At 34.6% G+C, this 18086-nt stretch carries 22 protein-coding genes and 1 pseudogene; 22 read left to right on the forward strand and 1 reads right to left on the reverse strand.

What is annotated here, in order from left to right:
* The first annotated feature begins 164 nt into the window (after positions 1–164).
* The 22 genes and pseudogenes from ACSV5T_RS06670 (at position 165) to ACSV5T_RS06775 (ending at position 17211) form a co-directional block, all read left to right on the forward strand.
* Positions 165–824: a TerC family protein gene (locus tag ACSV5T_RS06670; RefSeq protein WP_295824607.1), complete on the forward strand. Its 660-nt coding sequence runs from the start codon at positions 165–167 to the stop codon at positions 822–824.
* A gap of 144 nt (positions 825–968) precedes the next feature.
* The gene (locus ACSV5T_RS06675; protein WP_438320581.1) at positions 969–1637 is read left to right on the forward strand and encodes a TerC family protein; all 669 of its coding nucleotides are present in this window, start codon (positions 969–971) and stop codon (positions 1635–1637) included.
* Positions 1637–3115: pseudogene (gene rlmD / locus ACSV5T_RS06680) on the forward strand (23S rRNA (uracil(1939)-C(5))-methyltransferase RlmD); the annotation flags it as partial. The gene ACSV5T_RS06675 and the pseudogene rlmD, both read left to right, overlap by 1 nt.
* A gap of 488 nt (positions 3116–3603) precedes the next feature.
* Entirely contained in the window at positions 3604–4152 is a 549-nt protein-coding gene (locus ACSV5T_RS06685; protein WP_438320582.1) for a methyltransferase domain-containing protein, read from the forward strand.
* 125 nt (positions 4153–4277) lie between these two features.
* Complete coding sequence (locus ACSV5T_RS06690; RefSeq protein ID WP_438320584.1) at positions 4278–4748, forward strand: SMI1/KNR4 family protein; 471 nt, start codon at positions 4278–4280, stop codon at positions 4746–4748.
* Between the two features lie 347 nt (positions 4749–5095).
* Positions 5096–5446 carry a hypothetical protein gene (locus tag ACSV5T_RS06695; protein ID WP_295794007.1) on the forward strand — a complete coding sequence of 117 codons (351 nt, stop codon included), beginning with the start codon at positions 5096–5098 and terminating at the stop codon, positions 5444–5446.
* 179 nt (positions 5447–5625) lie between these two features.
* Positions 5626–5913, forward strand: a complete 288-nt coding sequence (locus ACSV5T_RS06700) for a hypothetical protein (protein ID WP_295794006.1) — start codon at positions 5626–5628, stop codon at positions 5911–5913.
* An 80-nt stretch (positions 5914–5993) separates the two neighbouring features.
* Positions 5994–6299, forward strand: coding sequence for a hypothetical protein (locus ACSV5T_RS06705; RefSeq protein WP_438320586.1), 306 nt, complete (start codon positions 5994–5996; stop codon positions 6297–6299).
* 163 nt (positions 6300–6462) lie between these two features.
* Positions 6463–7101: a hypothetical protein gene (locus tag ACSV5T_RS06710; protein ID WP_438320588.1), complete on the forward strand. Its 639-nt coding sequence runs from the start codon at positions 6463–6465 to the stop codon at positions 7099–7101.
* A 15-nt stretch (positions 7102–7116) separates the two neighbouring features.
* Positions 7117–7596: a pyridoxamine 5'-phosphate oxidase family protein gene (locus ACSV5T_RS06715; RefSeq protein WP_438320589.1), complete on the forward strand. Its 480-nt coding sequence runs from the start codon at positions 7117–7119 to the stop codon at positions 7594–7596.
* Positions 7597–7733: 137 nt separating this feature from the next.
* Positions 7734–8795, forward strand: coding sequence for an ankyrin repeat domain-containing protein (locus ACSV5T_RS06720; protein ID WP_438320590.1), 1062 nt, complete (start codon positions 7734–7736; stop codon positions 8793–8795).
* 28 nt (positions 8796–8823) lie between these two features.
* Positions 8824–9243: a bacteriocin gene (locus ACSV5T_RS06725; RefSeq protein WP_105097872.1), complete on the forward strand. Its 420-nt coding sequence runs from the start codon at positions 8824–8826 to the stop codon at positions 9241–9243.
* Entirely contained in the window at positions 9236–9595 is a 360-nt protein-coding gene (locus ACSV5T_RS06730; RefSeq protein ID WP_438320591.1) for a hypothetical protein, read from the forward strand. Before ACSV5T_RS06725 ends, ACSV5T_RS06730 begins: the two co-directional genes overlap by 8 nt.
* Before the next feature lie 47 nt (positions 9596–9642).
* Positions 9643–10101 carry a glycosyl transferase family 4 gene (locus ACSV5T_RS06735; RefSeq protein ID WP_438320592.1) on the forward strand — a complete coding sequence of 153 codons (459 nt, stop codon included), beginning with the start codon at positions 9643–9645 and terminating at the stop codon, positions 10099–10101.
* A gap of 43 nt (positions 10102–10144) precedes the next feature.
* Positions 10145–11659: an SMI1/KNR4 family protein gene (locus ACSV5T_RS06740; protein WP_438320593.1), complete on the forward strand. Its 1515-nt coding sequence runs from the start codon at positions 10145–10147 to the stop codon at positions 11657–11659.
* 208 nt (positions 11660–11867) lie between these two features.
* On the forward strand, positions 11868–12446 hold the full coding sequence (locus ACSV5T_RS06745) for a hypothetical protein (protein WP_438320594.1): 579 nt from the start codon (positions 11868–11870) through the stop codon (positions 12444–12446).
* Positions 12447–12572: 126 nt separating this feature from the next.
* The gene (locus tag ACSV5T_RS06750; RefSeq protein WP_438320595.1) at positions 12573–13595 is read left to right on the forward strand and encodes a DMP19 family protein; all 1023 of its coding nucleotides are present in this window, start codon (positions 12573–12575) and stop codon (positions 13593–13595) included.
* An 87-nt stretch (positions 13596–13682) separates the two neighbouring features.
* The gene (locus ACSV5T_RS06755; RefSeq protein WP_129822932.1) at positions 13683–14168 is read left to right on the forward strand and encodes a prolyl-tRNA synthetase associated domain-containing protein; all 486 of its coding nucleotides are present in this window, start codon (positions 13683–13685) and stop codon (positions 14166–14168) included.
* A 21-nt stretch (positions 14169–14189) separates the two neighbouring features.
* Complete coding sequence (locus ACSV5T_RS06760) at positions 14190–14957, forward strand: antibiotic biosynthesis monooxygenase (RefSeq protein WP_438320597.1); 768 nt, start codon at positions 14190–14192, stop codon at positions 14955–14957.
* A 133-nt stretch (positions 14958–15090) separates the two neighbouring features.
* A complete protein-coding gene (locus ACSV5T_RS06765) occupies positions 15091–15873 on the forward strand; it encodes a protein-ADP-ribose hydrolase (RefSeq protein ID WP_438320598.1) in 783 nt (260 codons plus the stop codon).
* Entirely contained in the window at positions 15845–16696 is an 852-nt protein-coding gene (locus tag ACSV5T_RS06770; protein WP_438320599.1) for an SIR2 family NAD-dependent protein deacylase, read from the forward strand. The genes ACSV5T_RS06765 and ACSV5T_RS06770 overlap by 29 nt, the downstream gene beginning before the upstream one ends.
* Before the next feature lie 17 nt (positions 16697–16713).
* Positions 16714–17211: a methylated-DNA--[protein]-cysteine S-methyltransferase gene (locus ACSV5T_RS06775; RefSeq protein WP_438320600.1), complete on the forward strand. Its 498-nt coding sequence runs from the start codon at positions 16714–16716 to the stop codon at positions 17209–17211.
* A 206-nt stretch (positions 17212–17417) separates the two neighbouring features.
* On the opposite strand, the gene ACSV5T_RS06780 is transcribed toward ACSV5T_RS06775, so the two are convergent.
* Positions 17418–18080, reverse strand: a complete 663-nt coding sequence (locus tag ACSV5T_RS06780; protein ID WP_438320602.1) for a fumarylacetoacetate hydrolase family protein — start codon at positions 18078–18080, stop codon at positions 17418–17420.
* Positions 18081–18086 lie beyond the last annotated feature (6 nt).

Here is an 18086-nt window from a genome sequence, read left to right on the forward strand (position 1 = left end):
GGTTTTAATGTATTATAAAACCTCTAGTTGTAGAGTTATATTTCTCCACTTACGATAAATGGAGTATGCTAAAAATGAATATATATTTTGTAAATTGAATTTTACACCACTGAACTATATCGATTATAATATATATACTATAGTTATATTCTAAGGAGGATACATTGGACATCTTATCTATTCAAGGTTTATTGGCGATGCTTCAGATCATCATTATCGATATCTTACTCGCTGGCGATAATGCCATTGTAATTGGTATGGCTGCTCGTAATTTACCGGCTCATTTGCAAAAGAAAGCAATCTTCTGGGGCACAGCGGGGGCTATTATTTTACGCCTTGTTATGGCATTCCTGTTTGTAGAGGCGTTGAACAATATTCCGGCTCTTCGTCTAGTAGGTGGTATCCTTCTTTTATGGATCGGTTATAAACTCGTTGCCGATGATGAAAGTGAGCATAATATCGAAGCTAAGGATAACTTGCGTGCCGCTATTACAACAATTGTCATTGCAGATGGTATCATGGGCATCGATAATGTTATCGGTGTAGTTGGTGCTGCAGGCGGCCATATGACAATGGTGGCCATTGGTATGCTCATAACTGTACCAATCATCATTTATGGCAGTACTTTATTTGTGAAAGTTATCGAACGTTTCCCAATTATCCTATACGTTGGCGGCGGTATCCTTGGATGGGTAGGTGCCGGCATGGCAGTAGAGGATACATTGATTGCTCATACGGTGGAACCATATGCACTGTTCATCAAAATAGCTGCAGTAATCCTCGTAGTAGGGGCATCTTTGATAGCTAAAAAAACCAAGAAATAATAGAATAAATCTCTTCTCTTAATCATAGGGGAGAGATTTTTTTTGTAAACTAATAGCGCTCTTTTTAGGTGAGAAAATAGAAAAATTATGGTATAGTTAAGGGATAGTTATTGAATTACTCGTTTGAATTGAGGTATATACAGAATGGAATTTTTAGAAGTTGCCACGTGGGTGACCATTGGTAAGATTATTTTAATTGATATTTTGTTGGCGGGCGATAATGCTGTAGTTATTGGAATGGCAGCAGGTAAGCTAGCTCCAGAACTACAAAAGAAAGCTGTTATTTGGGGTACAGTAGGTGCCATTGTAATGCGCCTTTTATTTGCTACCCTTTTAGTAGAGGCGCTTACTTTAATTCCTCTTATCCACTTAGGTGGTGGCTTTGTACTTGTATGGATTGCCATTCAATTATTAAAAGGTGGAGATGAAGATGCACATATTGAAGCTAAGAATTCATTAATGGGTGCTATTTGGACGATTATTGTAGCCGACGCTATGATGAGTATTGATAATGTCATCGGTGTAGTAGGAGCCGCTAGAGGTCATTTAGAGCTTGTTATTGCAGGTATGTTAATTACTGTTCCAATTATCGTATTCTGCTCTACATTATTTGCTCGTATCATCAATAACTTCCCTGCTATCCTTTGGGCCGGCGGTGCGCTACTCGGTTGGGTTGCTGGTGAAATGATCGTGGAAGATCCACTTCTTATGCCATATATTCAAGGTGAAGAATTACTCGTGAAATTTGGTACTGTATTCTTCGTACTCATTGTGACTGGTATGATTAAAATTTGGAAGAAAAGAGACGCGTAATGAACGGTACAAATCGTACATCTCGTAAGAAGAAATCTAAACAACAACATAGAAGTGGTAATCGTGCGAATCAAGGTCAATCTGTTACTACTGCATTGTCTAAAAAACAACAGGCTATACTAAATGCACCTGTTAAATTAGGTGATGAAGTTTTAGTAACCATTCACGGTATTGGTAGCAGTGGTGAAGGGGTAGGCCGTGTAGATGATTTTACAGTTTTTGTTCCTTTTGCTTTGCCAGGGGAAACTGTAAAAGTATCCATCAATATGGTTAAAAAGACGTATGCTACAGGTAAACTCTTAGATATTGTTACTATGGCTCCTAATCGTATCGATCCTAATTGTGACCTTTATGGATTCTGTGGAGGCTGCCAACTGCAACATATAACCTATGAAGGACAGCTTTCACTAAAAACACAAAAGGTGAAGGACGTTATCGAACGCATAGGTCATCAAAATCCAGATCTCGTTAAGCCAGCATTGGGACCTAAAGAACCATGGGCATATCGCAATAAGATGCAAATGCCTGTAGGTGGTACTAAAGGCGATATTCAAATGGGCTTCTATGCGATGGAATCCCACGATATCGTGCAAGGTACAAACTGTCCTATACAAGATGAAGGCAATAATATCATTGCTCAAGCATGTTATCAAATCGCTAAAGAGTTTGATATTGAACCTTATGATGAACATACAGGAAAGGGTATATTGCGCCATGTAATCGGTCGTATTGGACAATCTGGATGGATGATTATCCTTGTAACTGCTACAGACTACTTACCACACCAAGAAAAGTGGGTAGAAAAATTAACAGAACGAATCCCTCAAGTAGAAACTATTGTTCATAATGTAAATAGTAAGCGTACTAATGTTATATTAGGACCTAACAATCATATCCTCTACGGCGATGGAACGATTACAGACCATATTAAGGATCTACAGTTTACCTTATCCCCACATTCCTTCTTCCAAGTGAATCCAGAACAAACTACAGTACTGTATGACCAAGCATTAGCTTATGCAGATTTAAAAGGCGATGAAACTGTTATCGATGCGTACTGTGGTACAGGTACTATTTCACTATTTTTAGCCCATAAGGCAAAACATGTTATCGGTATTGAAATCGTAGAACCAGCCATTATTAACGCTCGTGAAAATGCGAAACGCAATGGCTTTGATAATACAGAATTTATCGTCGCTGATGCAGCCGTAGAAATGCCAAAACTTTACAAGGCTGGCGTACGTCCAGACGTCATCGTATTCGATCCAATCCGTGCAGGTTGTAAAGAAGAGGTATTGACATCTGCAGCTAGTATGGAACCTAACCGCATTGTCTACGTATCCTGTAACCCAGCAACTATGGCACGAGATATTGAAATTCTCACACACTACGGGTATGAACTAAAAGAAGTACAACCAGTGGATATGTTTCCAATGACAGCGCATGTTGAGACGGTAGCACTTTTGTCCAAACTCGATATCGATAAGCATATAGAAGTTGAAATTGAGCTGGATGAGCTTGATTTGACCAGTGCTGAAAGTAAGGCAACATATGCTCAAATCAAAGAATATGTTTGGAATAAATTTGAATTAAAAGTTCCGACATTATATATTACACAGATAAAAAGGAAATGTGGAATAGAATTACGAGAACATTACAACAAGTCTAAAAAGGAGAAACAAATTATTCCACAGTGTACACCTGAAAAAGAAGAAGCTATCATGGATGCCTTGAGACACTTCAAAATGATTGAATAGAAAAGAATGACAGCATATGACTTTCTGCATTTATGACATTCCTACTTGGTATAGGAACAGCTATTATTCCTTTCTTGCAAGGTATCAATGAGAAAATAGGCTCAATATAAAGATTGATAGGATCATTTTTATATTTAAAGGAGCGTTGAAATGATTGATAAAAGCAATAAAAATTTTGGGATAAATTTGCTAAGCTATATGCTCCTTTCATGAAAAAAGACAAAGGAGTATATGATAAAGTTTGCGAATACATTCGTCCTCATTTGAATAAAGACATGGAAGTACTTGAACTTGCTTGTGGCTCAGGACAATTATCGTTTAATCTTTCAAAGCATACGAAAAGTTGGATCGGTACAGACTTCTTCGAGCAAATGATTCAGGAAGCTAAAAAGCGTGGGGAATACGAAAAACTTACATTTGAAACAGCCGATGCAGTAGCATTATCCTATTCGTATGAAAAATTTGATTGTGTGTTAATTGCTAATGCACTTCATATTATGCCTAAACCGGATGAGGCGATGAAAGAAATATATAGGGTGTTAAAACCTAATGGGACTTTGTTCGCCCCCACTTTTCTATGGAAAGAGGGAAAGCAAAGAAAAATGATAAAAAGTTTGATGTCTATTTTAGGATTTAAGATGTATCAAGAATGGGATAAAAAGGAATTTGAAGATTTTATTAAAGAATATGGATTTTCAGTAGTTGAATGGAATTGTGCAAGCATTTACGCAGGAAAAGTGCCGGATATTTTATCATAATGTTGAGGGCAATATTGGAAAAGGAGCTTGCGGAAAAGGATAACCAATTCCCGTTTGTTGGGCTGATTTTCAAAGGCGGATAAGGTGAACAAAAGATAATTCATCGTATTGATTGGAGAAAGCATATGGAATTAACAAAAGCAGAGATTAAATTACTAAGAAAAGCTTATAGCGTTATGGCTGACACGCACAGCAAATATCACCCGGAGTCCGAAAAAGACATATCTGAATTTGAAAACAAATTCGAACCAATTTCGTCAGAATATCGATATTTACTCAAGGAATTTGGTGGCTGCCATTTTGTTGATCCATGGATTTTCACTTTAGAGGAATTAGGTTGTGTATACCCTGCTTTTATTGCAAACTATAGCGACGACGAAGAAAGCAACATATCAAATAATACTGTTTTTCCTATTGGCGGTTTAGGTGATGGAAGTTTAGTTTGTATTTTAAAGGAAACAGACAAAATTGTTGTTTTGCCACATGATGTATATGTGACATCGGTTGATGATTTAGAAATTATTGCAGAAAGTTTTAAGGAGTTAGTTTTTGGTTTAGCGGAACAGGGTATTGAGCTTGATAACCAAATTAAATAGCCAATAATGGACATTCGTGAAGTTCTTATTGATATAATGTGTACTTGCTAACTTGAATTTGTTGAGGAGACGGTTATATTAATGACAAGGGAATAGACCGAAGTCCTTAATTACGAATGCTTTATGCGATAGCGTTTCTGTAACAGCGAATCTTGGACATCAACAGCTAATGATAGTGAAGAAATCTTAGCTACTACACTTGATCATGAACTTATCGCAAAGTTTGCTAAAGAGTTTATGGAATTATATAATGGTATTTATTTTTAAGCAAAGAGAAATCAAAATTTATGGAGATAATTTCATTAGAAATTTAATGAAACTCTCGGTTTATTTGGAGAAAAGATGTATTGAATTCAGATATGAGAAAATATGCAGATATAAAAGACATAATTGAATATGGGTTAAATAATATTTCTGATAAGGAAAAAATAACAATGAGCCTGAAAGACTTTCTATACATTAGACGAGTTTTAGAGGAATATATGCGTTATCTACATAATCCTGATCATTATCCCGATATAGAAGCAATTCAAAATTTTTTAGGTGATATTTCTTCGGGAGGAGGATTTGAATGTTTAAGCACAGCTCTTTATAAAAAAGTACATAAAGTTGATTTGCCATCGAAGATTGAGAAAATGATTGATGATGGTGTATTTGAACACCCTCTTTATCCCAGTTACTATAAGAAAAACGAATAAGTAATAATTGTATAATATTGAAATGGTACAAAATATAAATTTATGTGGATACGTAAATTTGAAGTTGTAGGGGACTAATGATAATTTTCACACCACATTAAGGAGGTTGAGATGAAAAATATAACAAAGCTGATTACGAAAAGGTAGCAGAACATATCTATAAAACGTATGACGATTTTATGAAAAGTGATTGCTTTGTTACTTCATTAAAATTTGTTCAAGAACCAGAATTAGGAGAAGGAGATAGTCCGAGGAATATTTCCCAATATCCATTGGAAGATGTTTTAGAAAAATTTTATGTGGCGATTCAGGATTTTTATGAAGATTTGAATTATACCAGTGATGAGACTTGTTATTTGGAATTTTCGGCTTCAGATATGGAAGATATACAGAAACTACTTGGAATCGTAAATAAGCATGTATACAATAAGGAAGATGGGGATTATGTAGAGCTGGTAATTGAATAGTGTATTAAAATAATTGTACATTCTTATATCATCAATTTTGTACATTCTTGTATTGACATTTACACGTAGAGCAAGCCAGTATGAAGGATTGGCATTATTATAGAGATCCATTACGGGTTTATAGTCCAGATTTTGATATCTTAGTTTCTTACTTTAATCAAGTGTATCCTATTATAGATGCATCAGATAATACTGAAAGAGATAGATTTGATGTATGCTTTGATAATTGGATTAAGAAAGATTACTGGATTAAAATAATTCATAATATTGAAGTTGATCTTATAAACCTTAGTAAAGAAGAGCAAGAGTTTTTAAACACATTTATTGCTTGGATAAAGGAAGCACTTCAACATTCATCTGTTATAGTTGTTGAGGGAAATCTTTAAAAATCAAAACAGTATTTAATAACATAATCAATAAAGATAAGTTAAGATATAAATTAATTGATTTTAGCCCTTTGCTTTTGCGAAGGGCTTTTACAATATAATCATATATAAATATAATATAATTAGTATAAGTAGTTAAATTGTATTGAATGAGGTATGTGATGTGGGACTAATTTTAGATATTGATAAAATAATGTACCAATTGAGTAGGTGGAGACCAATATTTCATTCAGAAGCAGATTTTCAGTTTAGCTTAGCCTGGATGATTAAAGAACAATATCCAAATTGTGATATTAGACTAGAGTTTGTCCCTGAATTTAATCCTAATTTACATCTCGATATTCTTGTTATATTAGATGGTAAATGGATTCCTATTGAGCTTAAATATACGACAAGAAAATGTATTAAAACTATAAATGAAGAAGTGTATGTGTTGAAGGAGCAAGGTGCTAAAGATCAAGGTTGTTATAACTATTTAAAAGATATAATGCGTATAGAGGAGTTTAGAGATAAGAGTAGTAACTTTATTGAAGGTTATACTATTAAGATAACTAGTGAGATGTCTTATTTAAAACCGCCCATAAAAGCAAATTGTACATACGCTGAATTTTCTATTAATGATGGTTCTATTAAAACGGGATGTATGAATTGGTCCGATAATACAGGAAAAGGAACCATGCGTGGAATGGAATCACCTATAGTATTAACTGGTATATATCCTATACATTGGAAAGAATACTCTAAAGTTGATGATACTAATAGTGGTACTTTTATGTATCTTGTAAATACGATTAGTAAATAAAGTAGGAGACATATTATGTTTAAACCAATTCGTAAAAAGATAAATGAAATCGATCGCACTGCGACAGAAGCATTATTAACATCTAAGCGTCGTGGTATTTTGGCCATGAATGGAGATAATGGATACCCGTATGCCATTCCTATTAATTATTTTTATGATAATGAAACACAGAAAATTTATTTCCATGGAGCCAAAGCTGGTCATAAAGTAGATGCTTTAAAAGTTTCAGATAAGGTATGTTTTACAGTATATGGGGATGAGCGTATTGATGAATCTGAACCATGGGCCCCATATGTGCAAAGTGCAGTAGTATTTGGTAGATGCCGTTTATTAGAGGCCGGTCCAGAATCTATAGCTCGATTAAAAGAATTTGCTATGAAATATTATCCTGATGAAGCGTTAGCTGATGATCAAATTGCTCGTAATGGACGAGCAACACAGATGTTTGAAATCACTATTGAACATATGAGTGGCAAACAAGTACAAGAGAAATAGTAAGAAAGCCCTTCGCTCATGCGAAGGGCTTTTACTATACACTCATACTTATAAATGTAATATAATGTAATATAATGTAATGTAATATAATGTAATTAGTGATAATCATTTTAAAATATAGTTCTTGGGAGAGAGACATGATAGAGTTAAAGGATTTGGGTACGTTCGAATCTGTACCTGAAATAGTAATAGATATCGTAAAAGGCAATATCGTAGCTTTAGAAAATGCATTAGCAGAGGGATGGGATATTCATAAACCTATACAATTGGGGAAGTACAGTGAGTATTCCCCACTAGAATTAGCATTAGTAATGAACTGTTTTCCTAGTGTTCAATGGTTAGTTGAACATGGAGCAGATTTAAATTATGAAGAAAATCCAAGTTTCTTATTAGCTGTACGGTATGCTGATCAAAAGGTAATAGATTATGTTGTGAATCATGGTGCTAATATTCATGCCTTGAATTCTGTTGATGTAGATGCTTTTCAAGCTGCCTTATATGGCAAGAAATATGAGAATCTACAAATTATTCATGACTTAGGCCATACAGTACAAAAATATGGCGGTAAAGCTTTCAGAAATGCCATAACAGAGAACAATTATGAGGTCCTAGATTTCTTTATCCATAATGGTGTAGATATTAATTACAACAAGCCTGATTCTGTGTATCCTTTTAAGCCAACTCCATTATGTGTAGCTGCTCGGTACGTAGATTTACAGATGTGTAAATACTTGGTAGAACATGGTGCGGATGTGACCATCACGGAAAAAGATGGCATGCGTCCCTATAGCATTGCCATTGAAAAGGGCGATATGAAAATGGCGGAGTATTTTAAAACGTTAGAGCCTGAAGAGTTCCATGATAAACAGAATAAAATGGATCAATTAAAACCCTTTAAATTACCAAAGGCGTTAGTATCATTTTTAGAGGAAGATAATCTCTACTTTGAATTACCAGACTCTGATTTTATATCTGTTGAGTTTTTACCTTTACTTGATACAGTTCCATTTAAAGTGGGTCGTCGTAAACTATTACGACTATCTAAAGTTCTAGGCGAGTACAACGATTGGCAAATTGTATGGGATCCTAAGTCTAAAAAGATTAGTTGTTATGATACCGAGCATCAAGAGCTGCGAGAACTTTGTAAGTTTGATGAGTTCATGACAGATATGTCAGGTCAATTAGAAACCTTATTCTAATGTATATTGTAAAGTTGAGGAGATACATATGGCAGATGCAGTTGAGAAAACTTATACAGACTGGTCAATTGATGTAGGTGACTATAAGTATGAAGGGATTACTTTGAATGAGGTTGAGCAAAATCTCTATGCTATTGAGGATCAAGAGCAAGATTTTGTAGTTATCTCACCATCAAAGGCAATTCCCATAGATAATAAAATGTATAATTTCGTACAAGTTTGTAGTGATGAAGATACGGATTTATTACATATAGAGCTTAGTGTAACTAATGATGGCGAGCAAGGTGCGATAATATACGGTAAAAATGAGCTGGGCCCTCAAGAGGCATTACAGATAATAAAAGATTTTATTGCACATCATAAGGTACCATCATTAGATGATTGGGAAGTTGTACTAGATTTAAGACCAAAGATGGAAAGCTATGTAAAGGGTATAAACGATGACTAATCCTGTAATATATGATGATCAGTTAAGGCAATATACCATATCCTACGGAGGAATACAGTTTTGCTGGGATGAGAAACCAACAGATGCTAATTTAGATACGGCAAAGCTATTAGCTGCTAATTACCATAAAAATATAGATACAATTGTAACTTTCATCTATAACGAAATACGAGATTGGTATGGTGATGTAACTATTGATGAAGTGAAAAGACGGATTGGTACGCCTATTATTGAACCAGAACGAGATGCTGTAACCTATTGCGAGCAAACCTTTGATGATACACATATCTTTTCTTTTACATTTTTGGATGATGAATTCAAAGATTTACATTATTTTGCCATAGATGGATGATATATTTTTCATAATTTTGCTAGTATGACTTATGTGTGGAGTCTATTATGTTATATACACCGAATAACATTTTGTATAAGTATATTCGCTATCGATTTAGACGGATTCAGATTCAGTGCAATATGTTATATGATATAGCACCAGAGGAAGAAGATGAGATTTGTCGTAATCTATTAAAAAAGCGAGCGAAGATATTAATTCCAGTTGGCATATTATATTTTTTGCTATTTGGGGTTATCTTCGCTTGGCTGGTAGGAACAAGTGAGGACTTAAATCCGTTAATGCAATGGGAATTAAGCGTGATAGATTATGTTATACCCATTTTAAATACCATAGATATTAAGTGGTATGCATATCCTCTAGATCTATTATGGGTGGCAATTATATTAGCGCCTATAGCGATTATAAATGCATCTCCTTATATCATTGTTTCCTATATGGTAGATACTATTTTGATACGACGTGAGATAAAAGCTTTAATCAAAACTTATTCTATGAATGAGTAATTAAAAATTTAGATTATATCGGTTTAAACTAGGAGAGAGTATTATGGGTAATCTAAAAGACTTTGATTGGACCGGATTTTGGAACGATGTTGACTATGCATTTGAATCCTATATAGGTAAACCTGTTACTGATAAGGATATTAAAGCAGCTGAAGCAGATCTAGGTTATACATTGCCTGCTGCATATATTGAGCTACTTAAAAACCATAATGGTGGTGTAGTAAAGAAAAATTGTTTTATTAACGATGATGACGATTGTGTATATATAACAGGAATATATGGCATCGATAGAGATAAAAAATACTCTCTTTTAGGTGAGATGGGAAATGAGTTTTGGATTTCAAAAGTAAAATATCCCCCTATCGGTGTCGTTGTAGCTGATACGATTTCCGGTGGTCACGACATGATTTTCCTCGATTATCGTGAGTGCGGTCCTACCGGTGAGCCTAAGGTTTTACGAGTAGATCAAGAAGGTGATTACTCCATGACTCCCTTAGCAGATAACTTTGGTGACTTTATTAAGAACTTATATATCAGTATAGAAGATATTACGGATGAAGAGTTTCAAGAATTAAGTGATGCGGATAAGGTTAAGCTCCTTAATGAACAAGAGGACTTAGACATCAATCGTGCTATGGAGTTATTAACTAATATGGGCATCGATAATTTGTCTCCTAAACTATTAAGTACCTTAGGACGTATGTATAACAATAAGGGCCGTGCATCAGAGGCTATTGATTTATTTAATCGTATTGATGAAACACATCGCGATTGGTCTTGGTATTATCGCTGTGGCTATGCTCATGCGATGTTAGCTATTGGTGAAAGCTACGAATCTGAACATGTACAGAAGGCACTACAGTTAATAGAAACGGGCATAAAAATGACGAAAGAAGCCGGGTTAGATAAACAACTTGGTTGGTGTTGTGAAGTTGTTAAATACTTATTAACTCAAATCAAGCCAAAAGAGTACAAGGAGGATTATCCTTTGATATTTGAAACCATTAAGAATGTCTTTGATAATAAAAATAGTAAAAAGACTACAGAAGATAACCATATTGAAGACGCTAATGAAGACGAAGAGGATAACTATCCTACATATGATGTAGTACATTGGGTATTTAATAAGCAAACATATAGCAGAGAAGCGTTTTCAAAAGAATACAATGAAAATGTAAAGAAATATGTAGATGATGATCAATCAGATGACGACGATAGATTAGAAGAACCTGAAATTCTAGTAACCTATGAAGCTTGGATTGAAAGTGAAGACCAACTTTTTGATAATGAATGTGTTACAGACGAAGAATTGCTGGAAGAAGATAAAGAAGATGGCATGTGGCAGGTAGAAATTATGGCTCATCTTGTAGCGGATAATGGCACATATTTTAATAGAGAAGAATTGCTCTTTAAATTGCATAATTTGATGGCTAATAAAGAATTAGGCGATCATGTATTCTTTGAAGGTATTGAATACGAAGGCCATGAATGTGAAGGTTACGGTCTCATAGATAATGAAGATGGTATACCTGTATTCTATATTGTGTGTGGTAGCTAGTTAATAAAAAATAATAGTTAAGCCCTTCGCATAAGCGAAGGGCTTTTACTATACACGAAAACTTATAACAGTAATAAAATAAATTAAATTATTGTACTTATGTGCTTTGGGCTACGTTATTTTATATGGGTTTCGTGTAAAATATAAAAAAAATTTACACATTTTAAAATCGAAGCATTATTTAAATGACTACAAGGAGGACTATTCTATGATTTTTGATGCCATAAAAAACCTGTTTAACAAGGATGAGAATACTGAGGAAATTGAATATCTCGGTGTTGATAAAGATGGTAATAAAATATATGAAGGTTACTATCATGAGTTTAAGGGAATTCCTTGGGTGTTCAATAAAACTACTTATACTAAAGAAGAGTTTCTTAAGGCGTTTTATGAATGCTTAGAAGAGCATAACGTTAATCGTGATAATTTACCGCCATTAGTAGAGCCTGAAATTTTGGTAAGCTATGAAGCTTGGATTGAAAGTAAAAGTCAGCTTCACCCTAATGAATACTTATACGAAGATGATGAATTAGAAGAATACGATAAAGAAGACGGTATGTGGCAAGTTGAAATCTATGCTCGTCTTAAAGCAGATAATGGACAGTACTTTACTACTGAAGAGCTTCTTTTCAAGCTACATAACTTAATGGCCAATAAAGAGCTCGGTGATCATGTATTCTTTGAAAATCTAGCTTATGATGACCACGAATTCGATGGTGACGATAGCGATGATATCGACGATGATGATGAAGGTACTCCTGTATTTGTTGTATGGCTCGGTAGCTAGTTAAATAGCTGTTTTTGTCATTAACTATTATTTTAAAATCTGTAACCCATAGTTTTGTGTTGTTTGTTATAATTATCTTAAGATGATTTCATATACATATTTGTGCTATGAGGGGACGTGTGTTGTATGTCTTTAAGTGTTGAACAGTTTTTATCTTTATCTAATGCTGAACAGTTACAAACAGTTAAAGATCTTAATGATACTGGAAACGTAAAAACTATTATTGATGTGTTAACTAGTGTGGGCATAGAAAATTTATCTATACCTCTGCTAGGAGAGCTTGGTAGAGCTTATAACAATAATGGTAATGAAAAAGAGGCAATTAAGGTATTAGAGGCTATTGATGAAGCACATCGTGATGCGGTGTGGTATTACCGCTGTGCCTATGCGTATGGATCTATTGTTTTAGATAATAATGAAGCGTACACATCTGATACTATGCAACAGATGCTAAGGTTAGTAGATCAGGGTGTACGGCTAGCTACGGAATCGGAACTAGATGATATAAAATCGTATTGTTTTGAAGTCATGGATATGTGCTATATGCAAATGGACTTTGAAAAATGTGAAGCTGATTATCCTGATTTATGTGCTGCCTATAATGAGTATGTAGCTGCTAAAAAGAAGAAAAGAGAAGGTGTACTTCGTCATCGTACTATCACTGTTGAAGAGATACAAGCTACAGACGATATGTGGACCATTAATGAGCCCATGTACTGGACTATCAATATATATGGCTCATATGATGATTATTTAGAATCTGCAAAACCTTTTACTGTAGAGCAACGTTATCTCAATGCTATATCTTGGTACTTCGCAGAGGTTAATAATGGTGGACATCATCAGTTCTTCTATAACTCTACAGGCATTGTATGGGAGGATGCTCTTGCTGGCTTACGCCTCTTCAAGATGGCTCCATTAGCAGATAATTTACAATCTGTAATTGATTATTTTGGTGGGTCCATTCCATTTGATAGGGAAGAACGATGGACCATTTTGAAAGACTGGGAAAATGAAGAGGAGTTGTTTGATTTCCTCGATAAAAAAGATGATGTAGTATATGAATATGATGGAATCTATGAAGACACATTCGTACATGAACATCCTGAATTATTTGTATTTGATGGTACCTATAAAGTTCGAGAATAGACTTGGTGGGTTAATTAGGTCATATAATAGTAATATGACTATAAATATTACTTTCATCAAGCGTAAACTATATATTAGAGGTATTACATGTTAGATAAACAAGGCGTATATGATTGTTTACGTGACCATCATATCGATTTTGAAGTTACGGACCACGCACCGCTATTTAGTATGGATGACAAGCCTGATGTAGAGCTGCCATATCCTGAGTGGGATGCGAAAAATTTATTCATTCGAGACCACAAGCGGGAACACTACTATCTGATTACTGTTCGTGGTTCTAAGCGTGTAGATCTAAAACAGTTTCGGAAGGACCATAATCTGAAAAAGATTTCTTTTGGTTCTGAAGAAGAGCTATGGGATATATTAAAGATTAAACCAGGTCACGTATCTCCATTCTGCTTGCTCCATGATAAAGAGCGTAAGGTACATTACTATATTGATGCGGATTATAAAGATAATCTAATCGGTATCCATCCAAATCAAAATGACGCTACTGTATGGCTACAAGGAAAAGACTTAGTTAAATTAATTGAAGAACATGGTACAATAGTAGAATATATTACATTGTAATTTAGTCGAATCGGAGCATGTATGAATAGAAAATTATTAAAACGTATTCTTGTCACATCTGCTATTGCAGTATTAAGCGTAAGCACATCCTTTGCGGCTCTTGTTATGGAACGTGATGAAGGTTTAGATACAGCACCTAGTGTAGGTATGTATCGCTTCCAAGTACCTGCGGAATTACAAGGTGCATATAATAGTACGGGCGTAGCTAACTTAACTGCTTCTATGGAGAAAGAGCCTAACACATTATCTATGAACGTAGCTCATGTGAAAGGGAATCCATCTGAGTCTTATGTGGTAGAAATCTATAAAGATTTAGCGGCTATTGAAATGCATCGTAAATCTGATCAGTATCAAGCTTTTGTTAATGAAGTAGGTTCTAAATTAACAAATCGCAAAATGTATGATGTACAGTCTGTGCTATTGTTTGAAAAAAAAGATGCTTTATCTATCGTAAATGACGGTAAAGCTGTGGTGACATTGACAGAGTTTAATGTTGATAGCAATGATATCGATACAGTACAACGTCAATATCAACTAGATATAGAACGTGCTGTTCGAGACGATGCGGGTTATAAGGCAGGTTATGTGCTTCGTGAAAGAAACGCAAAGAATCATTGGTATGTGATCCAAATTTATAGTGACCAAGAAGCCTTAACAAAACATTTGAATAGTCCTGGTTATCGCTTTATGATGAGCCAAATCCAAGGTAGTCTACAAAATGTTTCTACAAAAGTACTAGATGGGGATATCCTCGTTAACCATGGTGGTCAAGCTTTTGTAAGACCTTAGTATTGGATATAATATAATTACGACTACAAATATAATTACAGTAAAGTTACTGCTAGCATATGCATATGTATGTGCTAGCAGTTTTTTTGTTATATAATAAGTAAAAGTCTTGATAGACTATAAGGAGTTACATATGACACAGCAAGAACGTTTATCTTATCTTGTAAAAGGATTAGTAGAAGAATATACAGAGAAATATAAAGACGAACATATTGAAATTCCTAATGATGAAGCAGAACAGTTTACACTTTTTAGGGCTTTATGTAATATTCGTGCTGCTGGTGCAATGCCTATTGAATGGATGAAAGTACAAGATGAATATTTAAATACATTGACTCTAGAAAAAGGTATTGTAAGGATTAAGGATATGGAGGAGAGGGCGCCTCAGATTTATTTGTGGCAAGGAGATATTACTCGATTATCTGTAGATGCTATTGTTAATGCTGCCAATAATCAATTACTTGGTTGTTTTGCGCCTAATCATAAGTGTATCGATAATGCCATTCATACTTTTGCTGGTATTGAGCTGCGTATGGAGTGTGCACGGATGATAGAATATATGGATATGCCTGAGAAAACAGGCGTGGCTCGTAAGACTTATGCCTATAATTTACCAGCCAGTCATGTTATCCATACGGTAGGGCCTATTGTTTATGATACTGTTACAGAGTTAGATAAAGAACAATTGGCATCATGCTATAGATCTTGCTTGGAGCTAGCTAATGCTTATAGTTTGAAGTCCATTGCATTTTGCTGTATTTCTACAGGTGAGTTTAGATTTCCTAATGAATTGGCGGCCCAAATTGCTATCGATACGGTGCGTACCTATTTAAAAGAAACTAATAGTAAAATACAAGTGGTATTTAATGTATTTAAGGATATAGATTATGAAATCTACAACAAATTATTGGGATAATATAGAACGTGTAAAAGATTTTTTGAATACCGCTGATGCGGTACTTGTAGGTATTGGGGCAGGTATGTCAACTGCGGCTGGATTTACCTATAGCGGTGAACGCTTCCATAAATATTTTGAGGACTTTCACAAAAAATATGGCATTACAGATATGTATTCTGGCGGGTTTTATCCATTTGAAAGTATGGAAGAGTACTGGGCGTGGTGGAGCCGTCATATATACTATAATTGCTATGATGTTCCCGTAGGAGAACCTTATGTACAGCTGATGAAGTTATTACAAGATAAGAATTACTTTGTAATTACCACAAATGTAGATCATCAAATGCAATTGGCGGGCGTAGATAAAAATAGACTCTATTATATGCAAGGTGATTATGGATTATGGCAGTGCTCCGATCCATGTCATCAAAAAACGTATGATAATGAAGAACAAGTGCGTCGTATGGTTAAGGAACAAAAGGATATGAAAATTCCTACCGAGTTAATTCCTCACTGTCCTAGATGTGGTGAATTGATGACAATGAACTTACGTATTGATGGCACCTTTGTACAAGACGAAGGTTGGTATGCGGCACAAAACAGATATGTAGACTTTATAGAACGATATAAAGATAAAAAGCTTATCATGCTAGAACTTGGTGTTGGCTATAATACGCCGATGATAATCAAATACCCATTTATGCGGATAGCACATGATAATATAGACGCATTATATGTACCAATTAATATAGAAGACCAACCTATACCTTTTGAAATTCATAAAAATACTGTATCATTTAATAATGACATACAAAAGGTTATGAATGATTTGTTATCTTAAGAAGGAGTTAATGTACTATGAATTATAAATACACCTATGAAAGCCCATTAGGAACTATGGTTATGCTTGGTACATTATCATACTTAACAGATTTATTTTTTATTGATGAGGTTCATGCACCAACTTATGGTGATGCGGAGTATATAGAGCAACTAACAGGTCCATTTGAAGTGACAATTATGTGGCTAGACCAATATTTTAATGGTAAAAAGCCTTTTATTACACCTCCTATCCAATTAGAAGGGACAGAGTTCCGTAAGTCTGTATGGTCTATATTACAAACCATACCTTATGGCAACACGACAACATATGGAGATATAGGTAAACAGATTGCACAGCAACAGGGGAAAGAGAAATTCTCGGCTCAAGCTGTAGGCGGTGCAGTAGGGCATAATCCTATTTCTATTATCATTCCATGTCACCGTGTTATTGGTAGCAACGGTAAATTAATGGGCTATGCAGGGGGCATTGAACGAAAAAAATATATGCTAGATTTAGAGGCAAAGCATAAATAAAGTAATAGTAAATATAAAACATAGATAATAATAAATGAGATAATAACAAAAGAGATTACTCCTATGTATAGTCATATATACATAAAGGTAATCTCTTTTTTGTATTTAGATATATTTAGTTGTAATGTAACTAGATATAGTTATGTAAATAAATATAGTAATAACTAGAATATGAGCAAATAGAATTCTTTAATATTGTACCTATTTTAAATAAATTTGCTTTCTAAAGTACCAATACCGCTTATAGAAACAGTAACAGTATCTCCTGGTTTTAACCAAGAATACTTACTTTCATTTTTACCTAATACTACTCCACTAGGTGTACCTGTAAAGATAATGTCACCTTCTTGGAGTGTCATATAGGATGATAGAAAAGCGATAATGTCATAAGGCTTAAAAATCATTTGTTCTAGCTTGGCTTGTTGACGTAGTTCACCATTTACTGTTGTCGTAATAGTAGCACTTTCAAAGTCAAAATCCTCAGGAGTCACTATAGTAGGACCGATAGGGGCAAAGTGATCAAGGGATTTGCCAAGAATCCATTGGGAGCCTCTAAACTGTAAGCTACGGGCGGAAACATCATTGCCAATTGTATAACCTAATATATGGTCTTTCGCATGTTCTGGAGATATATTTTTTCCAGATTTACCAATGATGATAACTAGCTCGCCTTCATAGTCATAATGGAATGCTTCGTCTTCGATGATAATGGTATCATGATTATTTGCAAGAGCATTTGATGTTTTCATAAAGATTTCTGGGAAATCATGTGTAGCTAGACTAGTTTCGGCAATATGATCAGCGTAGTTAAGCCCGATACAAATGATACTTTTAGGATTAGGAATTAAAGGGTGTTTATTTTTGTTCATAATAGG

This window comes from Veillonella sp. ZSJB6 (assembly GCF_051549505.1).
In the GTDB taxonomy this organism is placed as follows: domain Bacteria; phylum Bacillota; class Negativicutes; order Veillonellales; family Veillonellaceae; genus Veillonella.